The following is a 22,465-nucleotide window of genomic DNA, read 5'->3' on the forward strand; positions in this document are numbered from 1 at the left end:
CGATCACGACCAGGTCGCCACTCGTGATTCACTGCGACGCGTGCGGCGGACGCATGTACCGACACCAGGGCGACGACGCGCGCCCGTACTGCGGACACTGGGAGGCTCCCGGGGTTGTCCGTCTAGTCGCTCTCTATCGGATCGCTCCTCCGCAGAAAAAGCGGCCCCTCGCTCGGGGGCGGCCTGAGGCGTGGGCGCTGACGCGCCATGGGGGGAGCGGCGGTGGGTAGGCCGGGTCGTGGGTGGGCTGCGGTGGTGGCGGGGTCTCAAGGTCGTGGCGTTGGCCGTCGGACTCGAAGTGGTGGGCAAATGAGGGGTGTTCCGCGTCGGGTGGGGCGGTTCGGGTCGGTGGTAGGGCAGTTGGTGGGTCAGTGCACGATCCTGTTCGCCCTGACCTTTGTGGCGGCGATCCTGGGGCGCAGGTGGTCTGGGTCGGTGAACTCCGGTGCTGAGATGTGGTGTTGGTCCGGGTCGGGGGTGGGGTTGGCGTGGCTGGAGTGTGTGCGTGTGGCTGGGAATCGTCTGTCGGAGGGGGTATGGGCGGGGCTACCGTGGCAGGGCTCGAAGTGGGATCGTGGCTGGTCCGGTCCGGTGTGCCGGCAACTCCCCCGTCCCCGAACGTGATCGCGGCATCGTGCCGGTCGGTCCGGCGGGGTTCGGTCCGAGCCGAATTGAATAGCCCCGCGGAACGCCTTTGGGGAGGCCCCTCCGTGGCGCGGCGGGCGAGGCGGAACGCGGCGAATGCCCCGCGCTCCGCCTCGTCGGGGCGAGGTCGGCGGGTCGGGGGGCGACCTGCACCGCTGTCACGCCGGTGCTGGCGGGGCGGGCGGTGGCGTCGCGGTCGTGCGGGCGGATTGTGCGTGGCTGGTGGGGGGCGCGTCGGTCGTAACGTGCTCGCGTAATTGTCGCTTTCGGGGCTTCGGTGTCCGAATTCCTGTTCCCTTCCGGGGTTGTTGCGGGGCTTCCGGGCCGCTCATCTGCCGGGCTTCCGGGGAAAACGCCCCATCGCTCTTGCCGGGGGCGCTACCTTCGGCATAAGGACCCGAAGCCCACAAGTTCGATCCGTCCACGCTGCCGACCCCCGGGCGGCGGGTCCCGGACACCCGTCAGGAAAGGCCGATTGCCGTGCCGCACCCATTGCTCGACGCCGTCGACACCCCGCAGGATCCCGCCGCTTTCCTGCACTCGATCGGAACCGTGCACACGACCTTCGGTGACCAGGGCTCGGGTGCGGTCTCGTATGGAGTGCACGCCGAGGGGAACTGGTTCGTGAAAACCGGCCCCAACCCCGCGTCCGCGCTCAGCCTGCGTCGCGCGATCGACCTGCACGCGCATGTCCGCCACCCGGCGATCGTGCCCATCCTGCACACCTTCACCGCCGGCGGCGTGCCCGTGACGGTGGGGCCGTGGCAGTCCGGCGAGGTGCTGTACCACTCGACCGTCAAACGTGCGGGCAAGCTGCTGCGCACCGGCGCGGCCTCGCCGCTGGCCCGCTTTCGGGCGCTGCCGCTGGACGACGTACACGCGGCTCTGGAAGCGATCCTCGACGCGCACCGGCTGATCGACGCGGCCGGCTACGTCGGGGTGGACTGGTACGACGGCTGCGTGCTCTACGACTTCCCGGCGCGTCGGGTGCACCTGATCGACCTGGACGAGTACCGCAGCGCGCCGTTCGTGCTCGACTGCGCCCGACTGTCCGGGTCCACCCGCTACATGCCGCCCGAGCACAGTCGGCGCGGCGCGCTGGTCACCCGGGCCGGCACCGTGTTCCTGCTCGGCCGCACGCTGCGCCTGCTCCTGGACGCGGGCGACGAGGAACGCGCGTGGCGCGGCACCCTGGCGCAACTCGCGGTGGTCGAACGGGCGACGCGGCGCGACCCGGCGGAGCGCTACGCGAACGTCACCGAGCTTTTCGACGCGTGGAGCGCGGTGGCGCCGGCGGGCATGCTCTCGGGTACGTATCGGGTGTGATCGTCGGGCCCGGCTTCGGGCACGGCGGCCGATGGGCTCAGCGCTGTGGGCTGCCGAACAGGGCGTCGCGGGCGTCGTCGAGGGCGGTCAGGACCGCGCCGTCCAGGATCGCGCTGCCCGGGACGGTCCCCGCGAGTACCCGGGTGGGCAGGGGCGTCAGCTCGGCGAGTCGGGACTCGACCCGCCCGGCGAGGGCCGCGCCGCCGGCCCGGCCGGTCTCCCCGCCCAGCACCACGCAGCCCGGGTCGAGGATGACGGCGAGCGCGGCGGCGGCGAGTGCGACCCGGTCGGCGAGTTCGTCGAGGAACGCCGCAGCGGCCCCGGTGTCCCGCTCCGCCGCGGCCCGTACGCAGTCCTCGGCGGTACCGGTGAGGCCGTGCCGGGCGGCCAACTCCTCCACGGCGGCGCCCGAGGCCAGGCTCTGGAAGCCGCCCTCGCAGTCCGCCCGCGACGGCAGTCGACCCGTCCCCGGGACCGGCAGGAAGCCCAACTCGCCGCTGCCGCCCGACATGCCGCGGCGCAGCCGGCCGTCCAACATTACGCAGGCGCCGATCCCCTGGCCCAGCCACACCAGGACGAACGTGTCCAGGCCGCGGGCCGCGCCGAAGCGCTGTTCGGCGATGCCGGCGAGGTTGGCCTCGTTCTCCAGGACCACCCGGCCGCGGTCGCGGAGCGCGGCCGGCAGGAGGGCGTGCCAGGCCGGGAGGAAGTCCTCCACCCCCAGGTTGCCGGTGACGGGGTCAATCAGGCCGGGTGCGCCGACGCCGAACGTGTGCAGCGTCTCGGCGCCGGCGCGGGCGGCGGTGTCGTCGACCAGGGCCAGGACGTCGGCGATGGCGCGGGTCGGCTCCCGGTTCGCCGGTATCGCGAGCGTGCCGGACGCGGCGATCCGGCCGGTCAGGTCGGCGACGACCACCTCGACGCCGCCCAGGCGGACGTCCAGGCCGGCGATGTAGGCGCGCTCCGCGACGATCCCGTACAGCCGCGCGTTCGGGCCGCGTTGGCGGGTGCCCGATTCGCCGGCCAGGTGGATCAGTCCCGCGCTGCCTAGGCGGTCGACCAGGTCCGCCACGGTCGGGCGGGAGAGCCCGGTCAGCGTTTTGAGCTGGGCGGCGGTGAGGGGGCCGTGCTCGATCAGCAGATCGAGGGCCAGGCGGTCGTTGATCGCACGACACGTGCTCGGCGTGGCGGTACGGGCGGTGACTGTCATGGGAACCGATCCTACGCAAAGTCTTTCTTTCAGGAACCCTGCCTGATAATTTTCCCGCCATGACCGAGACGAACATCTGCCCCACCCCGTCCACTCCGCACCCCCAGGCCGAAACGCCCCCGAGCCACCCACCCTCGCCACCTCCGCAAACGGCCGGCGGGCTCACGGGGGCCAACGCAACCGGGGAGGCGGGCCCAACCGAGCGGGGCGCCACACACGAGCCGGCGAGCACGGGGCGGATAAGCGACACGGCCGAGCGCGCGAGCACGGGCGCGTCGGACGGTGCGTGCGAGGCGGCCGGCGCGGGGCCGGTGGGTGGCGTGGGCGGACGCGTGGCCGCCGGTGCGGAGGGCAGTGCGCGCGAGGTGGTCGACGCAGGCCGGGTGCGCGGTGCGGGCGAGGGCGTGAGCACGGGTGAGGTGGGCGGTGTACGCGGAGCGGGAGGCGGGGGGCCGCTGGACGGGGCCGCCGGGGCGGGCCCGCCGGGCGATGCGGGTGGGCGGGCGAAGCCGGGTGTGGATGGGGAGGCCGGGCGGGCCCGGGTTGCGGCTTGTTTGATATTTGCGGTGCATGGATCCGTGGGGGGTGGGTTCGCGGCGCGGTTGCCCTGGTTGCAGGGGCATCTGGATTTGAGTGCGGGGCAGTTGGGGGTCGCGCTCGCGGCGCCTGCCGTGGGGGCGTCCCTCGCCATGCCGTTGGCCGCGTCGCTGGTGCATCGGCACGGGGGGCGGACCGCGCTGCGGTGTCTGATCGCGGTGTGGTGCGCGGTGCCGCTGTTGCCGCTGTCCGCGCCGGGACTGGTCTGGTTGTGCGCGGCGCTGCTGGTGTTCGGCGTCGGCGCCGGGATGTCCGACGTCGCGATGAACACGCAGGGGCTCGTGGTCGAGCAGCGGGTCAAGCGCTCGACGTTGCCGCTGCTGCACGGGATGTGGAGCGCCGGCGCGCTGTTCGGCGCGGGCGTGGGCGCGGCGGCGGCGTTCGCCGGGCTGGACGCCCGCCTGCACATGGCGGGCCTGGCCGTACTGCTCGCGGTCACGGGCTGGTTCGCCGGCCGCAACCTGCTCGACGCGCGGCCGGCCGCCGCCGGCGCCGTCGGCGGCGCCGACACCGAGGCCCCACCGCGCTTCGCGCTGCCGTCCAAGGCCGTACTCGCGATCGGCGCCGTCGGCTTCTGCGGGGTGTTCGCCGAGGGCGCGGGCGCGAACTGGAGCGCGGTCCACCTGAAGGAGGTGGCCGGCGCCTCCCCCGGCGTCGCGGCCCTCGCGTTCACCGGATTCGCCTGCACGATGGCCGTCGCCCGACTGCTCTCCGGGATGGTGGTGGACCGCTTCGGGGTGACCCGTACGATCCGCGCCGGCGCGGCCCTGAGCACCGTCGGCGCCGTCGTCGTCGCCGCCTCGCACTCCCCCCTGCCCGCCGCGCTCGGCTTCGCGCTGCTCGGGGTCGGCGTGGCCGCGGTCCTGCCGCTGACCTTCGCGGCGGCGGGCCGGGTCGGCGACAATCCGAGCCGGTCCATCGCCGGCGTGGCCACGGTGACCTACACGTCCGGCCTAATCGCCCCCGCGATCGTCGGCGCCATCGCCGACCACGCCTCGCTCAACACCTCGTTCGCCGTGGTCGCCGTCCTCACCGCGATCCTGATCCCGACCGCGCGGCTGCTCAACCCCTCGGCGCCGCCCCCCGCGGGCAGCCGACCCGCCCCGCCCGAAGCCGCCTCGCCCGAAGCCGCGCCGCCCGCGCCCGAGCCCGCCTCGGGATCGATCCGGATCGGCACCTCCCCGTCGGGCGCCGCCACCACCGTGGTCTTCCCGCCGCCGGAGCGCTGATGGGGCGCGAAAGCCGACCGCGCCACACCGCCCGGGGCGCACCCCCGCCCCGGGCCGTGCCACGCGGGCCCGGTCAGCCCAGGGCCTTGACGATCTCCCGGGCGAGCGGAGCCGCCGAGGCCGGGTTCTGGCCGGTGTACAGGTTGTCGTCGACGACCACGTGCGGCGCCCATGGGCCACCCTCGCGGAAGTCGACGCCCAGGTTGATCAGCCGGTCCTGGAGCAGCCAGTGCGCCCGCTCGCCGAAGCCCGCCTGGATCTCCTCGGCATTGGTGAACGCGGTCATCCGACGGCCGGCGAACGGCGACGTGCCGTCCGCGTCCGCCGTGGCCAGCAGCGCCGCCGGCCCGTGGCAGACCACACCCAGCGGCTTGCCCGAGGCCAGCGCCGCGACGAGCAGCGCGCCGGAGGTCGCGTCGACCGCCAGGTCCTCCATCGGCCCGTGTCCGCCCGGGTAGAACACGGCCGCGTAGTCGGCGAGTTCGACCTCGGCCAGGTCCAGCGGCGCACGCAGCGCGGCGAACCGGTCCAGGCCCGCGGCGACCTCCGCGGCCCCGTCCGGACCGCCGTTCACATCCGGGGCCAGGCTCGCCGCGTCGACGGTAGGCACCACCCCGCCGGGCGTGGCCACCACGACCTCGTGACCGGCCGCGGTGAACGCCTCGAACGGGGCTACCGCCTCGTCCGCCCAGAAGCCGGTCGGGTGCCGGGTACCGTCGGCCAGCGTCCAGTGGTCGGACCCGGTGAGCACGAACAGGATCTTCGCCATCTGTCATCCCTCCATTCGGGGCGGCCGAGCGGGGTATGCCCGGGCGTCCTCGTGCGATCTGCCGGCACGCCCTCGCGCCGTCGCGTCGAACGTAGATCGCCCACCCATCAGGGTTCAAATAGGCTCTCCATCATGAGCCATGCGAATTCCGATGGATCGGTGAGCGCGGGGCAGACGTCGGAGCCGACGTCCGCTCCGACTCCGACGTCCGTCCCGACGCAGGCGTCCGACCCGACGCAGGCGTCCGACCCGACGCAGGCGTCCGCGATACCGGACCCGCGCGGCCCGTTGGACCTGAGCCTGTTGCGCACCTTCCTGGCCGTACACCGGGCCGGCTCGTTCACCGGTGGTGCCCGGGTCCTGGGCCTGTCCCAGCCCACGGTCACCACCCAGATCCGGGCGCTGGAGCGGCGGCTGGGTCGCACGCTGTTCGAGCGGCTGCCCCGGGGCGTGGCGGCCACACCCGTCGCCGACGACCTGGCGGTGCGGGTCGCGGCGCCGCTGGATGCGCTCGCGGAGGTGACCGAGCCGGACCGGTTCGGCGTCGACCCGCCCGCCGAGCCGGTGCATCTGGCCGGTCCCGCCGACATCCTGTGCACGCTCGTCCTGCCCGCGCTGGTCCCGCTGATCGAGCGCGGCGTGCTGCTGCGGATCGCCACCGGGCTGACCGACGACCTCCTCGAGGGGCTGCGCGCGGGTCGGCACGACCTCGTGCTGGCCACGATCCGGCCGCGCGGCCGGACGCTGGCCGCCGTACCACTGATGGACGAGGAGTTCGTGCTGGTCGCGGCACCGGTGTGGGCACGCCGCGTCGATCCGGCGCGGATCGCCGCCGAGGGCCCCGCCGCGCTGCGCGGGATCCCACTCGTCAGCTACGCCGAGGACCTGCCGATCGCCCGCCGCTACTGGCGACACGTGTTCGGCACCCGGCTCACCGAACGTGCCGCGATCACCGTCCCGGATCTGCGCGGCGTACTGGCCGCGGTGGTCGCCGGCGCGGGCCTGACCGTCCTGCCGCGCTACCTGTGCGCGGCCGAGCTGGCGACCGGCGCGCTGGTACCGCTGCTCACCCCCGACGATCCGCCGATCAACACCGGCTTCCTGGTACGCCGTGCGGGCGCGGCGCAGCACCCGCATCTGGGCCTGGTGGAGCAGCGGTTGATCCGGGCGGCGCGGGGGTGGTGAGGCGGGCCGCGATGGGTCGAGCCGCCTCGATCAGGCCGCCGCGACTGCCCGGGTAAGTTCGGCGAGCAGGTCCGCGCCGCTCCAGTGGCGGGATTCGCCCGGCGGGGCGGCCTCGGCCTCGCGGATCAGTTCGATCAGGCGCGCGTTGGCCGGGGCGGTCAGGCCGTTGCGCTCGGCGATGGACAGGATCTCGCCCTGGACGCTGTCTATCTCGGTGGGCCGGCCGCGTTCCAGGTCCTCCCACATCGAGGAACGCGCCTGTGCGTCCACCCGAAGGGTCGAACTCGCCAACCGGCGGAACAGCGGGTCGGGCAGCGAGAGCAGTTGTCGGGTGCGCGCGGCGGAGGCGGGGCCGAGCTTGGCCGGGCGGATGCCCTCGGCCCGGAACGCGGCCAGCGCCTCGCCCTGGCACAGCGCGAGGCAGGCCCGGTAGTCGCGCCGGCCGAGTTGGTCGCGCAGCGGCAGGCCGGACAGCGCGTTGATCGCGTTGTTCAGGTTCATCAGCAACTTGGCGTGTTGTACCTCGGGCATGTCCTCGCGGACCTGGATCGGTACGCCCGCCTCGACCAATACGTCGACCAGGGGCAGCGCCCGGGGGTTCGCGTCGATCATCAGCGCGCCCGAGGTGCCCTGGTGGAACACGGCGGGCTCGGTGCGTACGACGTTGAACGGGACCATGCCGGCCAACACGGTGTGCGCGGGCAGCGCGGCGCGCAACACGGCGGGATTGCGTACCCCGTTCTGCAGGCTGACCACGAGCGCGGCCGGGCTCAGCCGCCCCGCCAGTTCCCGGCCGGCCTCGGCGGTCGCCGCCGACTTGACGGTGACCAGGACGAAGTCGGCGCCTGCGACCGCGTCGGGCGTGCCGGCCACGGTCAGCCGCTCCGGTTCGACCACCGTCGGGGGCCGGCCCGCGCCCGTCACCGTCAACCCGTCCCGGAGCGCGTCGGCGAGGGCCGGTCGGCCGATGAGCGTGACGTCGGCGAATGCGGCGAGCCGACCGCCGAGGTAGCCGCCGATGCTGCCGGCGCCGAAGATCGCGATCCGGGGACGGGGCCGCGAACGGGGAGCGGGTTGGGACATCTACAACCTCCGCCTACGGGTGGGACGGGCCGTGGCCGGCCGGGGAACCAATCCGCAAGGGTACGTCCCCGCACCGCACCCGTGTTCGAGGTGTCCGGGGGCGGGTCACCCACATGCCGCCCGGACCGATGTGCGCTTGACCCTGCCGTTGGCGGCAGGGTCGGAGCATCGCCGCATGGACACCACCGAAACCCCCACCGCCGGCCCCCGTATCGTGCTGATCACCGGCGCCGGCACCGGCATCGGCCGGGCCACGGCCCGCGCGTACGCCGCCGAGGGCGCCCACGTGATCGCCGTCGGCCGCCGCCGCGAGCCCCTCGCCGAGACCTCCGAGGGCCACCCCCGGATCACTCCGCTCACCGCCGACATCACCGCCGAGGGCGAGCCCGAGCGCATCGTCCGCACCATCGCCGAGGCGCACGGCCGGCTCGACATCCTGGTCAACAACGCCGGCATCGTCGGCACCGGCGGGCTCGGCGCCTATACCCGCGCCACGATCGATCCGCTGCTCGCCACCAACCTGATCGCCCCGCTCCTGCTCACCCAGGCCGCACTCCCCCTCCTGGAGCGCGCCGGCGGGGTGATCGTCAACATCACCACCTCGGTCGGCCAACGCGCGTGGCCGGGCAACTCGCTCTACGCCGCGACCAAGACCGCACTCGAACTGCTCACCCGCAGCTGGGCGGTCGAGCTGGCCCCGCGCGGCGTACGGGTGGTCGCGGTCGCCCCCGGCGCGGTCGGCACGCCGATCGCGGAGCACAACGGGGTGGGCCCCGAGCGGCGGGCCGCCATCCGCACGTGGCAACTGGCCCACACGCCGCTGGGCCGGATCGGCGCCCCGGAGGAGATCGCGTGGGCCGTCACGGCCCTGACCGCTCCGGGCGCATCCTTCGTCACGGGCATCGTGCTCCCGGTCGACGGGGGCGCGGTCGTGGGTTAGACCGGGCCGGTTCCGCCGACGGCGGGGGTTCGACCGGTCCGCCCTCCCCGTACCCGCCGTGCGAGGATCGGGTGGATCGGGCCGGGACGCCGACCCGTCCAGGCGGGCCGGGAGGGTCGAGTGCGGATCGGGGAGTTGGCGGACGCGACCGGGACCACCCCGCGCGCCTTGCGGCACTACGAGCAGGCGGGGCTGATCGAGTCGGCGCGGGCGGCGAACGGCTACCGGGAGTACGACGCGCGGGTGGTGGCCCGGGTCCGGTCGATCCGGGACCTGCTCGCGGTCGGCCTGACCCTGGACGACGTACGGGCGTTCCTGCCCTGCCTGGACGCCGGGGTCGACGTCGCCGCCCGCCCCCCGTCGGACACCGCCTTGCGCATCGCCCTCGACCGGTTGGCCGTACTGGACGCCCGAATCGCCGCGCAAACCACGGCCCGCGACAACCTGACGGCCGCCCTGCGCCGGGCGGGCATCGAACGCGTCCGCAGCGCATAGGCCCGCCGGTGGCCGCCACCGCGATGTCACACCCGACGGGGCTGTCTCGTCTCGGGTCGTGAGGTCGGTTTCCGATACGGGAGGGTGACGGGTATGCGGGTGTTCGTGGCAGGTGGCGGCGGGGTGTCGTGGCGGCGGCGGGGCTTCGAGGAGGCGACGACGTGACGTCCCGGGAAGGCGTCGGGGCGGCCCGCATCCGGGAGTTCGAGGAGTTGCGACCCCTGCTGTTCTCGATCGCCTACCGCATCCTCGGCAGTGTCGGCGAGGCCGAGGACGCGGTACAGGAGACGTGGCTGCGCTACGAGGCGTCGCCGACCCGGCCCGTGTCGGCGAAGGCGTTCCTGTCCGCGGTGGTCACCCGGATCTCGATCGACGTGTTGCGGTCGGCGCGGGTGCGGCGGGAGGAGTACGTCGGGCCGTGGTTCCCCGAGCCGCTGCTGACCGACCCGTACCAGGATCCGGAACGGTCGGCGGAGTTGGCCGACTCGATCTCGATGGCGGCCCTGTTGCTGCTGGAGCGGCTGAGTCCGCTGGAGCGCGCGGTCTTCGTGCTGCGCGAGGTGTTCGCGTTCGGCTTCCCGGAGATCGCGGCGGCCGTGGGGCGTTCGGAGGCCGCGTGCCGGCAACTCGCGGTGCGGGCGCGGCGGCACATGGACGACGGTCGACCCCGGTTCGAGGCCGACCGCAAGGAACGCGAGGAACTCGCCGGGCGGTTCTTCGACGCCTTCCGCGAGGGCGACCTCGATGCCCTGCGCGAACTGCTCGCCGCCGACGTGCACATGGTCGGCGACAGCGGCGGCAAAGCCCCCCTCTTCGCCACCCACACACTCGGCCTGGCGAACGTGAACCGACTGCTGGCCATCGCCGTCCCGCAGATCGCGCGGATGGGCGTCGCGGTGACACCGCACGAGGTGAACGGGCAGCCCGGCGCGGTCTTCCGGGACCGGGACGGCCGCGTCGTCAGCGCCTGGATCCTGGACATCCTCGACGGCCGGATCCAGACGATCCGCACCGTGCTCAACCCCGACAAACTGGCCCACGTGGGCCCGGTGGCCGACGCCTGGGCAATGTCCCGCGAGGCCAACCGGCGCCGCCACGCCACGGAACGCGGGAACGACGGCCCCGCGTAGGCCGCCTCCTCCCCCGCCCCCGGCCATGTCACAACCCGCCGGGCCGTCTCGTCCCGTACAGGTAACCCACTTCTCCCCCTCAACCACAAGGAGCCCACCATGCAAGCCCGTTCGAACCTCTTCGCAAGCCCGGTCGTGGCCAGGTCCATGCGCCACCTCGCCTCGGCGAGCAGGGTGATCACCAACGACTCGACCGTGCCGTCCCGCACCCAGGACCTGATGATGCTCCGCGCGAGCCAGATCAACGGCTGCGGATTCTGCGCCGACGTGCACAGCAAGGACGCCGTACACGCCGGCGAGGACCAGGTCCGCATCAACCTGGTCGCCACCTGGCGCGAATCCACCGTCTTCACCGACGCCGAACGCGCTGCCCTGGAACTGACCGAAGAGGGCACCCGCATCGCCGACGCCGCCGGCGGCGTCGGCGACGACGTCTGGTCCCGAGCCGCCGAACACTACGACGCCGACCAACTCGCCGCCATGGTGACCATCATCGCCCTGATCAACGCCTCCAACCGCATGGGAGTAATCACCCGCCAAGCAGGCGGCAACCACGAACCCGGCTCACCCCTCGGCTAGTTCAAGGCTGGTTCGACGTCGTCACCGCCGGCCGCCAGGTGTCCGGGTCGGCCGGACCCTGGACGGCGGCGGTCAGATCCTTGACCTCGTGGCCACCCCGGCCGCCACTCTCCGCCCCGCCCGGGAACCACACGTACGGGATGCCCTTGCGCAGGGCGTAGCGCAGTTGCCTGGCAAGCTTGTCGGCCTGGTGATACGTCTCCGTCCACCGGACCTCGACCATGCGGACCTCCGGAAGCCATTCCGGGAAACCGCCGAGCGGCGTGGGTCGAAGCGGTGGATCAGCGCGCACGTCAGCACCATTTCCGGTCGGGGAAGGGCCGATTGCGGCCCGATCGCGGCGAGGCTCGGAGGGGGCGCGGGGACGGGCCCGGGTCGGCTTGGTCACCCTCACAGAGGTGGGTGTGGGTGGGCAAGGGGATTTGGGGCCCGGGGGGACGGCCCGGGTGCGGTTCGCGTGGTGTGGGTCGGGGGGTGGTCCGGTCAGGGGGTGGTGACCATGCCGGTGGCCGTCAGGAGGGGGCCGTGGTGGGCTCCAAGGGGCGGTCGGTGCGGACTGCGTCCAGGTATTCGGCGATCGCGTCTCGGTTGCGGATGAGGCAGTTGACACGTTCGGTCATTCGGTCGCGCTCGTGTTCGAGCGTGGCGATCATCTCCGGTGTCGCGTCGGGGAAGTGGATGACCCTCGGCTTGTCGAGGCAGGGGAGGATCTGCCGGATGATCCGGGTCGGCAATCCGGCGTCGAGCAGGCCCCGGATCTGCATCACCCGGTCCACGAAGAACTCGTCGTAGTCCCGGTATCCGTTCGCCGAACGATCGGCGACGATCAGGCCCTGTTCCTCGTAATAGCGCAGCAGTCGTCGGGGGGTGCCGGTGCGCTCCGACAACTCTCCGATACGCATGTGATCCACCTCACGTCTCGTCGCTTGACCTTCACATCAATGTGAGGGTTCGAGCATACGCAGCATGAGCAACGACATCACCGCACAATCACCTTCCCACACCACGATCGCCCACCGAAAGCTGCCGATGGGCGCGCTGTTGGCACTGGCCACCGCGGTGTTCACGACCAGCCTGACCGAGACGCTGCCGGCCGGGGTGCTGCCCGCGATGAGTTCCGACCTCGGGGTCGGCGAATCCGCGATGGGCCAATCCGTGACGATCTACGCGATCGGTACCGCGCTGACCGCGATCCCGCTGTCGGCCGCCACCGCCGGCTGGCGGCGCAAGCGGCTGTTGTTGACCGCGATGGGCGGCTTCGCCGCGGCCAACACGGTCACCGCCGTCTCGGCGAACTACCCGCTCACCATGGTCGCCCGCTTCGTGGCCGGCGTGGCCGCGGGCGTGGCCTGGGCGCTGCTGGCCGGATACGCCCGCCGCCTGGCGCCCCCGCACCTCCAGGGCCGGGCGATCGCCATCGTGATGGCCGGCATCCCCGTCGCGCTGTCCCTCGGCGTACCGGCCGGCACCTTCCTCGGCGACACGTTCGGCTGGCGCACCACCTTCTGGATCATGACCGCGCTGGCCCTACTGCTGATCGGCTGGATCGTCGCGCTCGTCCCCGACCACCCCGGCCAACGCCCGGACGAACGTAAGCCCCTGCTGCGCACGGTGGCCATTCCCGGGGTGGGCCCCGTCCTGTTCGTCACGCTGGTGTTCGTACTGGCGCACACCATCCTCTACACCTACATCGCCTCCTACCTCGACCATGTGGACATGGACGGCTCCACCGACCTGGTCCTGCTCGTATTCGGCGGCGCGTCGCTGGTCAGCATCTGGATCGTCGGCGCGCAGATCCACGGCCGGCTGCGCACGCTCACCATCGCCGCCACGCTGTTGTTCGGCGCCGGAGCCGGGGTGCTCGCGGTGCTCTCCGACAGCCACGCCATGGTCTATCTCGCGGCGATCCTGTGGGGCCTGGGCTGGGGCGGCGCGCCCACGCTCCTCCAGACCGCCGTCGGCGAGGCGGGCGGCGAGGACGCCGACGCGGCGCAGGCCATGCTCGTCACGCTGTGGAACGTGGCGATGGCCGGCGGCGGTGTGGTCGGCGCGATCCTGCTCGACCTGCTCGGCGCCACGTCCTTCCCGTGGAGCGTGTTGGTGCTGCTCGTCCCGGTCCTGGCGGTGGTGATCGGCGCCCGTACGCACGGCTTCCCGGCCCGACGCGGCGCGTCCGGCGAGTGATCCGGGGCGTTCGACGACTCCTGCCGCGACACCTCCGACGATCCGGCCCGGCCCCCGCCTTCGCGACGGGGGTCGGGTCACTAGGGTGCGGACATGAGCGCGCAGGGATATCTCTCCGAACTGTTCTCGCTGGACGGCCGGGTCGCCGTGGTGACCGGCGGCAGCTCCGGTATCGGCCGGGCCATCGCCGGGGCGCTCGCCCGGGCGGGCGCGCGTGTCGTGGTCCTCGCTCGACGGGAGGCCGAACTGGTCGCCACCGTCGACGAGTTGACCGGTCGGGGCGCCGAGGCGGCCTGGGTGAGCGCCGACCTGGGCAGCCGCGCCGGGGTACGGACCGCGGCGGACGCGGCGGCCGAGATCTTCGGTGAGCCCGACATCGTGGTCAACAGCGCCGGGATCAACCTGCGCCCGCCGATGGGCGACATCGACGACGACGTGTGGGACACCACGATGGCGGTGAACCTGACGGCGCCCTACCTGCTCGGGCAGCGGTTCGGCCCCGGCATGGCCGAGCGCGGCTACGGCCGGCTCATCCACGTCTCCTCGCAGCAGGCACACCGCGCGTTCGTGCAGAGCGGGGTCTACGGCGTGTCCAAGGGCGGGTTGGAGTCGCTGGCCCGCTCCCAGGCCGAGGCCTGGTCGCCGCACGGCGTCACCGCCAACACGCTGGTGCCGGGGTTCGTGATGACCCCGCTCAACGCCCGACTGTCCGCCGACCCGGAGCGGGTCGCCGCGCTGGCCGCCCGCACCATGGTCGGACGCAACGGCGTGGCCGAGGACTTCGCCGCCGCCGCGGTGTTCCTGGCGAGTGCCGGTTCGGCGTATGTCACCGGCCAGTCGATCTTCGTCGACGGCGGACTCTCGGTGCATTGAGCCCTTCGGGCTCGGCGGGGTGAAAGCCCCGGGAGCGGCGCGGGAGCGGCCGGTCCCGGGGGGAGCGAGGTCGGAGCCAGGCGGGGCCGCGTCCGAACGGGCGATTGCGGCAGGGGCGGCGGGAAATGCGGTGGACGGCCGCTCGACCGTCGCCGATGATCCGCTGGTGAACAATCCCGCTGATGCCTCCCGGCCCCCGTCCACCACCCCCGAGCGGCAGGTCCGCTGGATCCCGCTGGTCGGCCGACCGCTGACCGCCCTGCTGGCCGGGGACCTGGCCGAGGCCCGCGGGCAGACCGGCCTCGACCTGCCCGAGTTCTTCGTGTCCGAAGAGGCGCGTTGGTTGTGGCGATACCGCTTCGACCAGGTGACCGCCGACCCGGCGAGCGCCCCGTGGCTGGTCCGGGCGGCGGTCTCCGAACCCGACGGCGCGGTGGTCGGCTACGCCGGCTATCACGGGCCGCCGGACGAGAACGGCATGGTGGAGATCGGCTACACCGTGGTACCGGAGGCGCGCCGCCGAGGCTACGCGCGGGCGATGCTCAGGTCGCTGCTCGTACGCGCGGCCGAGGAGCCCGACGTGCGGGTCGTCCGGGTGACCATCTCCCCCGACAACTCCGCGTCGCTCGCGACCATCCAGGGCTTCGGCTTCGTCGAGACGGGCGAGCAGATGGACGAGGAGGACGGCCTCGAAATCATCTACGAGGTGCCGGCCGATCGCATCCCGACCACCTGACCGGCCCCGTCCCGGCCGTGCGGCCGACCCACCCGTGTCAGGACGCGCCGGCCCGGGAGCCCTCGGCGACCGAATCCCGCTCCGCCGCCCGGTCGCCGCTCTCCGCCCGCCGGAAGTTGAGCGCGACCAGCGCGGCCGCCCCCGCACCGACGGCCGCGCCGAACACCGCGACGCGCAGGCCGTGTGCGGTCGCCACCCGCAGCGCCTCACCGCTCCGGCCGCCGCCCGTCCCGGAGTTGGCCAGTGCGACCAGTACGGCCAGGCCCATCGCGCCGCCGATCTGTTGCCCCGTGGACGCCATCCCCGACGCGACGCCCTGCTCCGGGGCCGGCACGCCGGTCGCGGTGGCGGCGAACATCGTGGTGTAGACGACGCCTTGGCCGAGCCCGAAGACCAGCAGACCGGGAACCAGGTCGAGGTAGGTGCCGTATGCGGAGATACCCAGGCCGATCGCGGCCACGCCGAGTGCGCTCGCGGCCAGACTGACGAGCAGCGTGGACCGTACGCCGAACCGGGTCGCCGCCCGGCCGCCGAGCAGCGAGCCGAGGAACCCCCCACCCAGCGGGATCAGGAACGCGAAGCCGGTGCGCAGCGCGCCATACCCGTGTACACCTTGAAAGTAGACGGTCAGAAAGTACGGCAGGGTGCCGAGCGTGGCCATGAACAGGAACGTCACGGCCATCCCGGTGCCCAGGTTGCGGTTGCGCGGCAGGTGCGGCGGCATCAACGGGTCGGCGGTGTGCCGCTCGATCGGCGACAACCCGGCAAGGGCGACGATCCCGACCGCGCCGGCGGCGAGTACGCGCGGTGCGGTCCAGCCCTGTTCGGGTCCCTGTACAAGGGCGAACACGACCGCCGTGGAGCCGACCGTCGCGGTCAGCGCGCCGGGCACGTCGAAGCGACGGCCGACGGCGCGGTCCGGATCGGCCGGCAGTGCGACGAACGCGAGCAGCGCGGCGCAGCCGGCCAGGGGCACGTTGACGAAGAACACCGCCTGCCAGCCCAGCGCCTGGGTGAGTACGCCGCCGAGCAGCGACCCGAGGATCAGCCCGCCGGAGCCGGTCGCGGCCCACACGGAGAGCGCCCGATTGCGCGCCCGGCCCTCCGCGAACGTGGTGTTGACCAGGGACAACGTGGCGGGGAAGAGGAGGGCGGCGCCCAGGCCCTGCCCGGCGCGGGCCGCGATCAGCGCTCCGGGGGCGCCGGCCAGTCCGCCCGCGAGGGAGGCGACCGCGAACAGGCCCATGCCGAGCACGAACATCCGCCGCCGGCCCAGCAGATCGGCCATCCGGCCGCCGAGCAGCAAAAACGCGCCGAAGACCACCGCATACGCGCTCACCACCCACTGGAGGGTCTGCGCCGAGAAGCCGACGCCCGCGCCGATGTCGGGCAGCGCGACGTACACGATGTTGTAGTCGAGCGAGGTGATCAGACTCGCGAAGGCGAGCAACGCAAGGGCGGCGCCGGGCCGGCGGAGCCCGGGAGCGGTGTCGGATGCGGGCATGGCGAAGCCTTCCGGGCAGGGCGGGGAGGTCGCCGGTGTCCGTCCGAAAGGCGCCGGCGGTGACTCTCCGAACGCTGCCACGACCACACCCCACCGCAGCAGTGGAGTGCCCACCCTGGGACCGCCGGTCCCTGGATGCCCGGGTCTCTGCCGGCCGGTCGTCCGGCGATCGAGGATCGGGGGACACGGCGCGGGCCGGCCCCCGCCGCGCCACCCAGCCGAGGAGTCGAGATGCCGGTACAGCTCAACCACACCATCGTCGTCGCCACCGACAAGCGCCGCTCCGCCGCCTTCCTGGCACATGTCCTGGGTCTGAAAGTCGGCACACCCTACGGCCCGTTCCTCCCGGTCGACACGGCGAACGGGGTCGCCCTCGACTTCTGGGACGCGCCCGGGAAGCAGATGTCCCCGCAGCACTTCGCGTTCCTGGTCGAGGAGGCCGAGTTCGACGCGATCATGGACCGGCTGCGCCACGCCGGGGTGACCGTGTACGCCGATCCGCACCGGCGCCTGGCCGGACGAATCAACACGTGGAACGGCGGCCGAGGCGCGTTCTTCGCCGACCCGGACGGCCACAACATGGAGATCATCACCCGGCCGTACACCTGACGGTAGCGGTCGACGGGCGCGACTCGGGGCGGGGCAAGGGTTGTTCCGAAGCATGCTCCCGGTCGGCCCGGCCCGGCGCGGGCCCTCAAGCCTGCCCGGTGTAGGCCCGATGCAGCCGCTCCACGCCCTCGACGAGCCGCTCCGGGCCCTCGGCGCACGCGTACCCCACGCGCAGGTACGGGGCCGGGGGTTCGGCGGTGAAGTAGCCCGGTCCGGGCGTGACCGCGACGCCCGCGCGCAGCGCGGCCGAGGTCAGCGCCCGGACGTCGCGACCGTCGGGCAGCCGCAGCCAGAAGTGGTAGCCGCCGTACGGCAGTCGGGCCGGCAGCAGTTCGGGCAGCAGCCGGGCCAGCGCGTCGACCACGACCCGGCGTCGATCGCGCAGCGCGATGCCCAGTGTGCGCAGGTGTTGCGGCCAGCCCGGGGCGCCGACCAGCTGCACGGCGGTCTCCTGGAGCACGCGCGGCACGAAGAAGCTGTCCACCGCCAGGACGGCGCGCAGCCGCTCGAACGCCGGGCCGCGCGCGACCAGGGCGGCGACCCGCAGGCTGGGCGAGCCGGCCTTGGTCAGCGAACGGATGTGCACCACCACGCCGTTCGGGTCGTCGGCGGCCAACGGGGCGGGCAGCGGCGGCGCGTCGCCGTGCACGAGCCGGCGGGCGAAGTCGTCCTCCAGGACGAACGCACCCGCCGCGTGCGCGATGCGCACCACCTCCGCGCGCCGCTCGGGGGCAAGCACCGTACCGGTCGGGTTCTGGAACAGCGGCTGGCAGACGAACGCGCGGGCCCGGGTGGCCGCGAACGCGTCGGCGAGCAGATCGGTACGCACCCCGTCGGCATCCACCGGCACCGGCACCGGACGCAGCCCGGCGGCCTGGGCGACGGCCAGTATGCCGGGGTAGGTCGGCGATTCGACCAGCACCGGCGACCCGGGCGCGACCAGCGAACGCAGCGCCGTGGTCAGCGCGTTCTGCCCGCCTGCGGTGATCAGCACATCCGAGCCGGCGACCGCGCCGCCGATGTCCCGGGCGAACCAGGCGCGCAGCTCGGTCAGGCCCTCGATGGGCGGCCGCTCCCACGCGCCGGGGCGCCGGCCGGCCCGGGACAGCGCGGCGGCCAGGGCGCGCTCGGGTTGCAGCGACGGGTGCAGGTAGCCGCTGTTGAGGTCGATCACCTCGGGCGGGGCCACCGCGAGCGCGGACAACACGCCGGTCGCGTCCGGGCTGCGCCGGGGCGGGAGGCCGGGTTCGGCGCTGAGCGCGACCTCCTGCCAGGAGGTGTCGCCGGTCGCTGGCACCGGGCGGGTCGGATCGGCGCGGTAGACGCCGGCGCCGGGGCGGGAGACGACCAGGCCCTCGGCGGCGAGTGTGGCCATCGCGCGGGAGACGGTCACCGGGCTGACCCGATGGCGCTCGACGAGCGAGCGACTGGACGGCAGCTTCTCGCCGACCGAGTAGCGGTCCAACTCACTGCGCAGGAGCGCCAGCAGATCGACGGCACCGCTACTGTTGTGCATGACAGCACAAAATAGCGCTATCCGCCCGGCGCCGATAGCGGTCGGCGGAACGGCCCTCGCCGCACTGGCGATCCTGGCCTTCTCGCTCAGCTTCCCGGCCACCGTCTGGGCTCTGGAGAGCTTCGGCCCGTGGAGCGTCACGGGTCTGCGCGGCCTGCTCGCCGCACTGTTCGCCGGGGCGGCACTGCTCGCCGTACGCGCGCCGCTGCCCGGTCGAGCGGACCGGCTCGGCCTGGTCGTGGTCGCCGTCGGCTGCGTACTCGGCTTCCCACTACTCACCACGCTCGCGCTGCAGACCTCGTCGACCGCGCACTCCGCGGTGGTGATCGGCCTGCTGCCGTTGGCCACCACGGTGTGCTCGGTGTTGCGCACCGGCGAACGGCCGAGCCGGACCTTCTGGGCGGCAGCGCTCGCGGGGGCCGCGGTGGTCCTGGCCTTCGCGCTCACCCGGAGCAGCGGCGGCATCGGCCTGGCGGACGGATACCTGTTCGCGGCCCTGGTGTTGTGCGCGGCCGGCTACGCCGAGGGCGGCCGACTGGCCGGACACCTCCCCGGATGGCAGGTGATCGCGTGGGGCGTGGTGGCGGCGTCGCCGTTCACCGCGGCGACCGCCGCGGCGGGCCTGGCCACCGAGCCGGTCCACCTCGGCGGCCACGGCGTCGCCGGCGTGCTGTACCTCGCGGCCGTCTCGCAGTTCCTCGGCTTCGTGGTCCTGTACCGGGGCATGGCGAGCATCGGCGTCCCGGCCGCCAGCCAACTGCAACTGGCCCAGCCGCTACTGACGTTGCTCTGGGCGGTACTGATCCTCGACGAGACCCTGACCCCGTCGACCCCCCTCACCGCCCTCGCCGTCCTGGCCTGCATCGTCCTCACCCAACGCACAAGATCGACACCGCCGGACAGGACCTAGGCCTTGTCCGGCACGGTGTCGCGGGTGCGAACTCGGCGCGGGAATCACGTCGAGGCGCCCACCGGGATGCCGGCGACCTCGCGCACGGTCTCGACGAACGCGCGTACCCGGGGCATCTGTCCGGCGGTCGGCCACAGCAGCCCGTAGGCGACCGGTGGGGCATCCCGGAAAGGGACGAATGCGACACCGGGCCGGGCGTGGTAGTGGGCGGCGCGGGCGGAGACGGGAAACACACCCTTGCCGGCCGCGACGAGGGTGAGCACTTCCGGCCAGAACGTGGTGACCGGTCCTCGGGGTATCGGCCGGCCCGAGGGCGTGTGGGTCGGAAAGTGGTGGTCCAGCCAACCCTGCGGAATCCTTCCGGCGACCGTCACCAGCGGTGCGTGGGCGAGGTCTTCCAGCGACAGGGTCTCCCGCCGGGCGAAGGGGTGGGCGGCGGGCACCATCAGGGCCCGACGTTCGGAGAAGACCACGGGACCGGCCCGGATGTCGGGCTCGTCGATCGGGAACTCGGTGATCTGGAGCTGGAGTTCACCGGACCGCAGGCCGCCGAGCGGATCGCCGAGCCCGACCTCGCGGACCCGGACGTCACAGTGGGGATGACGGGCCCGGAACACGTCGCCGGCATGGACGACGAGATCACCCACCCACGGCGTGGAGTAGCCGACGTGCACGGTGTCGGTGATCCCCCGCCCGGTCGCGATCGCCCGCGCGATCGCACGTTGGGTCTGCTCGTATGCGGGCAGCAGGTCGTCGCGGAGCTGCCGCCCGGTCGGGGTCAGGGCCACCCGACGGCTGGTGCGTTCGAACAGCGGTACGCCGATGCGACGTTCCAGCTTCTTGATCGTCTGACTCACCCGACCCTGCGCCAACCCCAGCCGCGCGGAGGTCCGCCGGAAGTGCAGCTCCTCGGCGAGCGTCAGAAAGGTCTCGATTTCGTGCCGCTCCACCATCGCCTCCATTGGTGAGTCCGGATCACCGACCCTTGCACACTTCGGCCTTGATCCGGACCGGGCGAGGATCGACAGTGATCTTGATCGAAAATCGCGCGGACCGGCCGCGCGAGCAGCGCGCTCTCGTTCCGGAGGGCCGGAAGAGGAGCAGACCGTGCGTGCCATCGGCCAGGAATCGTTCGGCGGGCCCGAAGTGCTGAGGATCGTCGAGGTGGCGCGCCCCGAGCCAGGGCCGGCCGAGGTACTCGTGCGGGTGTGCGCGGCGGGGGTCAACCCGACCGACTGGTGGCACCGCGCCACCGGTGGACTGGCGGGCGACGTCCCGATCCGGCTCGGCTGGGACGTGTCGGGGGTGATCGAGGCCGTCGGCCCCGGCGTGACCCTGTTCGAGCCCGGCGACGAGGTGTTCGGCATGCCGTGCCAGCCGCGTCCGGCGGGGACATACGCCGAATACGTGGTCTCGCCCGCACGGCACCTGGTCGCCAAACCGGCCGGGCTCTCGCATGTGGAGGCCGCCGCGTTGCCGCTGGCCGCGCTCACCGCATGGCAGGCGCTGGTCGACACCGCCGATGTTCGTCCCGGTGGGCGGGTACTGATCCACGCCGCGGCGGGCGGTGTCGGGCATCTCGCCGTACAGATCGCCAAGGCCCGCGGCGCGTACGTGATCGGCACCGCCCGCGCGGCCAAGCACGACTTCGTGCGAGGGCTGGGCGCCGACGAGACGATCGACTACACCGAGGTCGACTTCGCGTCCGCGGTCGCGGACATCGACGTCGTGCTCGACACCATCGGCGGCGACTACGGACCGCGCTCCCTCCGGACGCTGCGCACGGGCGGCATCGTCGTCTCGCTCGCCTCCCCCGCCGAAGCGAACCTGGTCACCGAGGCCCGCTCCCTGGGACTGCGCTCCACCTTCATGATCACCGAAGCCGACCAGGCCGGTATGCGGGAGATCGCCTCCCTCGTGGCATCCGGCCTGCTGCGGGCCGAGATCGCCGCGACCATGCCCCTCGACCAGGTGGCCAAGGCACACGAGATCGGCGAGACGGGCCGCACCACCGGAAAGATCGTGCTCACCGTCGCCGACTGACGCGATCGAGTGCTCGTCAGGACGCGTCCGCCGCGGCCTGGACGAATGCCCGCACGCGCGCGGTGTCGTTGGTGTGCGGCCACACCGGCCCCCAGCACACGGGCGGCGCGTCGTGGAAGGGTACGTAGGCGATGTCGGGACGCGGGTAGAAACGTGCGGCGTGTTCACCGACCGGAAAGACGCCTCGGCCCGAGGCGACGAGGGCCAGCGCCTCGGGAAACGTGGTGGCGATCGGGCCCTTCGGGACGGGCCTGCCCGAGGGCGTGTGCAGCGGGCAGCGGTCGCTGCGCAGCTCCTCCGGCATCGTCGCGGACATCTGGATCACCGGCTGCTCGGCCAGTATCTCCACCGACACGGACCGGCGGGCCGTCCAGGTGGGATCGGCGGGTGTCGCCAACACCCGGGTCTCCGCGAGGAGCACGGGTCCCTCGGCCACCCCGGAGACCGGCAGGGCCGTGATGAGGACGTCGATGTCGCCGCCATGCAGCCTGGGCATGGCGTCGTGGACCTGCGTTTCGTGGATGCGTACTTCGCAGTCGGGATACCTGGAGGCGAACACGGTGATCGCCTTCAGCAGGAGTTGCCCGGCCGCCGCCCCGAGAAAGCCGACGCGGAGCACACCGGTGACCCCTCGGGCGGAGTCGACGGCCCGCTGTACCGCGGCGTCCATGCCGGCCACGAGGGGCGTGAGCTCGTCGGCGAGCCTGCGGCCCAGCGGGGTCGGCGTCACCCGACGGGTGGTGCGCTCGAACAGCGGTGCGCCGACGCGCCGTTCGAGCTTCTTGATGGTCTGGCTGATCCGCCCGGTGGTCAGTCCGAGGCGCTGTGCCGCGCGCCCGAAGTGCAACTCCTCGGCCAATGCCAGAAACGATTCCACCTCTACTCGCTCCAGCAGCACGTCG

22 protein-coding genes are annotated in these 22,465 nt (G+C 73.1%); 13 read left to right on the forward strand and 9 right to left on the reverse strand.

Features of this window, described 5'->3' with window-relative positions; genetic code table 11:
- The first annotated feature begins 1,125 nt into the window (after positions 1–1,125).
- Positions 1,126–1,971: a serine/threonine protein kinase gene (locus ACMXN5_RS38880; RefSeq protein WP_439679605.1), complete on the forward strand. Its 846-nt coding sequence runs from the start codon at positions 1,126–1,128 to the stop codon at positions 1,969–1,971.
- A gap of 37 nt (positions 1,972–2,008) precedes the next feature.
- On the opposite strand, the gene ACMXN5_RS38885 is transcribed toward ACMXN5_RS38880, so the two are convergent.
- Positions 2,009–3,181, reverse strand: coding sequence for an ROK family transcriptional regulator (locus ACMXN5_RS38885; protein WP_439679606.1), 1,173 nt, complete (start codon positions 3,179–3,181; stop codon positions 2,009–2,011).
- 566 nt (positions 3,182–3,747) lie between these two features.
- Between ACMXN5_RS38885 and ACMXN5_RS38890 the strand changes: the two genes are divergently transcribed.
- Entirely contained in the window at positions 3,748–5,007 is a 1,260-nt protein-coding gene (locus ACMXN5_RS38890; RefSeq protein WP_439679607.1) for an MFS transporter, read from the forward strand.
- Between the two features lie 73 nt (positions 5,008–5,080).
- Here the strand turns inward: ACMXN5_RS38890 and ACMXN5_RS38895 are convergent, their stop codons facing one another.
- Complete coding sequence (locus tag ACMXN5_RS38895) at positions 5,081–5,776, reverse strand: type 1 glutamine amidotransferase domain-containing protein (protein WP_439679608.1); 696 nt, start codon at positions 5,774–5,776, stop codon at positions 5,081–5,083.
- Between the two features lie 132 nt (positions 5,777–5,908).
- On the opposite strand from ACMXN5_RS38895, the gene ACMXN5_RS38900 reads away from it, so the two are divergent.
- Positions 5,909–6,961: a LysR family transcriptional regulator gene (locus tag ACMXN5_RS38900; RefSeq protein ID WP_439679609.1), complete on the forward strand. Its 1,053-nt coding sequence runs from the start codon at positions 5,909–5,911 to the stop codon at positions 6,959–6,961.
- A gap of 30 nt (positions 6,962–6,991) precedes the next feature.
- Here the strand turns inward: ACMXN5_RS38900 and ACMXN5_RS38905 are convergent, their stop codons facing one another.
- Positions 6,992–8,044, reverse strand: a complete 1,053-nt coding sequence (locus tag ACMXN5_RS38905) for a 2-dehydropantoate 2-reductase (RefSeq protein WP_439679610.1) — start codon at positions 8,042–8,044, stop codon at positions 6,992–6,994.
- Positions 8,045–8,219: 175 nt separating this feature from the next.
- Between ACMXN5_RS38905 and ACMXN5_RS38910 the strand changes: the two genes are divergently transcribed.
- The 4 genes from ACMXN5_RS38910 to ACMXN5_RS38925 all read left to right on the forward strand — a co-directional run bounded on the left by ACMXN5_RS38910 (position 8,220) and on the right by ACMXN5_RS38925 (position 11,188).
- Positions 8,220–8,984, forward strand: a complete 765-nt coding sequence (locus ACMXN5_RS38910) for an SDR family NAD(P)-dependent oxidoreductase (RefSeq protein WP_439679611.1) — start codon at positions 8,220–8,222, stop codon at positions 8,982–8,984.
- A 120-nt stretch (positions 8,985–9,104) separates the two neighbouring features.
- On the forward strand, positions 9,105–9,479 hold the full coding sequence (locus ACMXN5_RS38915) for a MerR family transcriptional regulator (protein WP_439679612.1): 375 nt from the start codon (positions 9,105–9,107) through the stop codon (positions 9,477–9,479).
- A 161-nt stretch (positions 9,480–9,640) separates the two neighbouring features.
- The gene (locus ACMXN5_RS38920) at positions 9,641–10,609 is read left to right on the forward strand and encodes an RNA polymerase sigma-70 factor (protein WP_439679613.1); all 969 of its coding nucleotides are present in this window, start codon (positions 9,641–9,643) and stop codon (positions 10,607–10,609) included.
- Between the two features lie 99 nt (positions 10,610–10,708).
- On the forward strand, positions 10,709–11,188 hold the full coding sequence (locus tag ACMXN5_RS38925; RefSeq protein ID WP_439679614.1) for a carboxymuconolactone decarboxylase family protein: 480 nt from the start codon (positions 10,709–10,711) through the stop codon (positions 11,186–11,188).
- A 1-nt stretch (position 11,189) separates the two neighbouring features.
- Here the strand turns inward: ACMXN5_RS38925 and ACMXN5_RS38930 are convergent, their stop codons facing one another.
- On the reverse strand, positions 11,190–11,411 hold the full coding sequence (locus ACMXN5_RS38930) for a hypothetical protein (RefSeq protein WP_439679615.1): 222 nt from the start codon (positions 11,409–11,411) through the stop codon (positions 11,190–11,192).
- A gap of 289 nt (positions 11,412–11,700) precedes the next feature.
- Positions 11,701–12,090 (reverse strand): MerR family transcriptional regulator, encoded by a 390-nt coding sequence (locus ACMXN5_RS38935; protein ID WP_439679616.1) that lies wholly within the window; start codon positions 12,088–12,090, stop codon positions 11,701–11,703.
- Positions 12,091–12,154: 64 nt separating this feature from the next.
- Here ACMXN5_RS38935 and ACMXN5_RS38940 point away from each other — a divergent pair, with 64 nt between their 5' ends.
- From ACMXN5_RS38940 to ACMXN5_RS38950, 3 genes are all read left to right on the forward strand, one after another.
- The gene (locus tag ACMXN5_RS38940) at positions 12,155–13,372 is read left to right on the forward strand and encodes an MFS transporter (RefSeq protein ID WP_439679617.1); all 1,218 of its coding nucleotides are present in this window, start codon (positions 12,155–12,157) and stop codon (positions 13,370–13,372) included.
- Positions 13,373–13,465: 93 nt separating this feature from the next.
- Entirely contained in the window at positions 13,466–14,245 is a 780-nt protein-coding gene (locus ACMXN5_RS38945) for an SDR family NAD(P)-dependent oxidoreductase (protein ID WP_439679618.1), read from the forward strand.
- Positions 14,246–14,411: 166 nt separating this feature from the next.
- The gene (locus ACMXN5_RS38950; RefSeq protein WP_439679619.1) at positions 14,412–14,981 is read left to right on the forward strand and encodes a GNAT family N-acetyltransferase; all 570 of its coding nucleotides are present in this window, start codon (positions 14,412–14,414) and stop codon (positions 14,979–14,981) included.
- 37 nt (positions 14,982–15,018) lie between these two features.
- Here the strand turns inward: ACMXN5_RS38950 and ACMXN5_RS38955 are convergent, their stop codons facing one another.
- A complete protein-coding gene (locus tag ACMXN5_RS38955) occupies positions 15,019–16,485 on the reverse strand; it encodes an MFS transporter (protein ID WP_439679620.1) in 1,467 nt (488 codons plus the stop codon).
- A gap of 231 nt (positions 16,486–16,716) precedes the next feature.
- Here ACMXN5_RS38955 and ACMXN5_RS38960 point away from each other — a divergent pair, with 231 nt between their 5' ends.
- Positions 16,717–17,094: a VOC family protein gene (locus tag ACMXN5_RS38960; protein WP_439679621.1), complete on the forward strand. Its 378-nt coding sequence runs from the start codon at positions 16,717–16,719 to the stop codon at positions 17,092–17,094.
- A gap of 85 nt (positions 17,095–17,179) precedes the next feature.
- Here ACMXN5_RS38960 and ACMXN5_RS38965 read toward each other — a convergent pair whose 3' ends face one another.
- Complete coding sequence (locus ACMXN5_RS38965) at positions 17,180–18,610, reverse strand: PLP-dependent aminotransferase family protein (protein WP_439679622.1); 1,431 nt, start codon at positions 18,608–18,610, stop codon at positions 17,180–17,182.
- Here ACMXN5_RS38965 and ACMXN5_RS38970 point away from each other — a divergent pair.
- On the forward strand, positions 18,609–19,520 hold the full coding sequence (locus tag ACMXN5_RS38970; RefSeq protein ID WP_439679623.1) for a DMT family transporter: 912 nt from the start codon (positions 18,609–18,611) through the stop codon (positions 19,518–19,520). The genes ACMXN5_RS38965 and ACMXN5_RS38970 overlap by 2 nt on opposite strands.
- A 44-nt stretch (positions 19,521–19,564) precedes the next feature.
- Here the strand turns inward: ACMXN5_RS38970 and ACMXN5_RS38975 are convergent, their stop codons facing one another.
- The gene (locus tag ACMXN5_RS38975) at positions 19,565–20,473 is read right to left on the reverse strand and encodes a LysR family transcriptional regulator (RefSeq protein ID WP_439679624.1); all 909 of its coding nucleotides are present in this window, start codon (positions 20,471–20,473) and stop codon (positions 19,565–19,567) included.
- A 154-nt stretch (positions 20,474–20,627) separates the two neighbouring features.
- Between ACMXN5_RS38975 and ACMXN5_RS38980 the strand changes: the two genes are divergently transcribed.
- Positions 20,628–21,563: an NADP-dependent oxidoreductase gene (locus ACMXN5_RS38980; RefSeq protein ID WP_439679625.1), complete on the forward strand. Its 936-nt coding sequence runs from the start codon at positions 20,628–20,630 to the stop codon at positions 21,561–21,563.
- Positions 21,564–21,579: 16 nt separating this feature from the next.
- On the opposite strand, the gene ACMXN5_RS38985 is transcribed toward ACMXN5_RS38980, so the two are convergent.
- A complete protein-coding gene (locus ACMXN5_RS38985) occupies positions 21,580–22,440 on the reverse strand; it encodes a LysR family transcriptional regulator (protein ID WP_439679626.1) in 861 nt (286 codons plus the stop codon).
- Positions 22,441–22,465 lie beyond the last annotated feature (25 nt).

Source organism: Embleya australiensis (assembly GCF_051903075.1).
Taxonomy (GTDB): domain Bacteria; phylum Actinomycetota; class Actinomycetes; order Streptomycetales; family Streptomycetaceae; genus Embleya.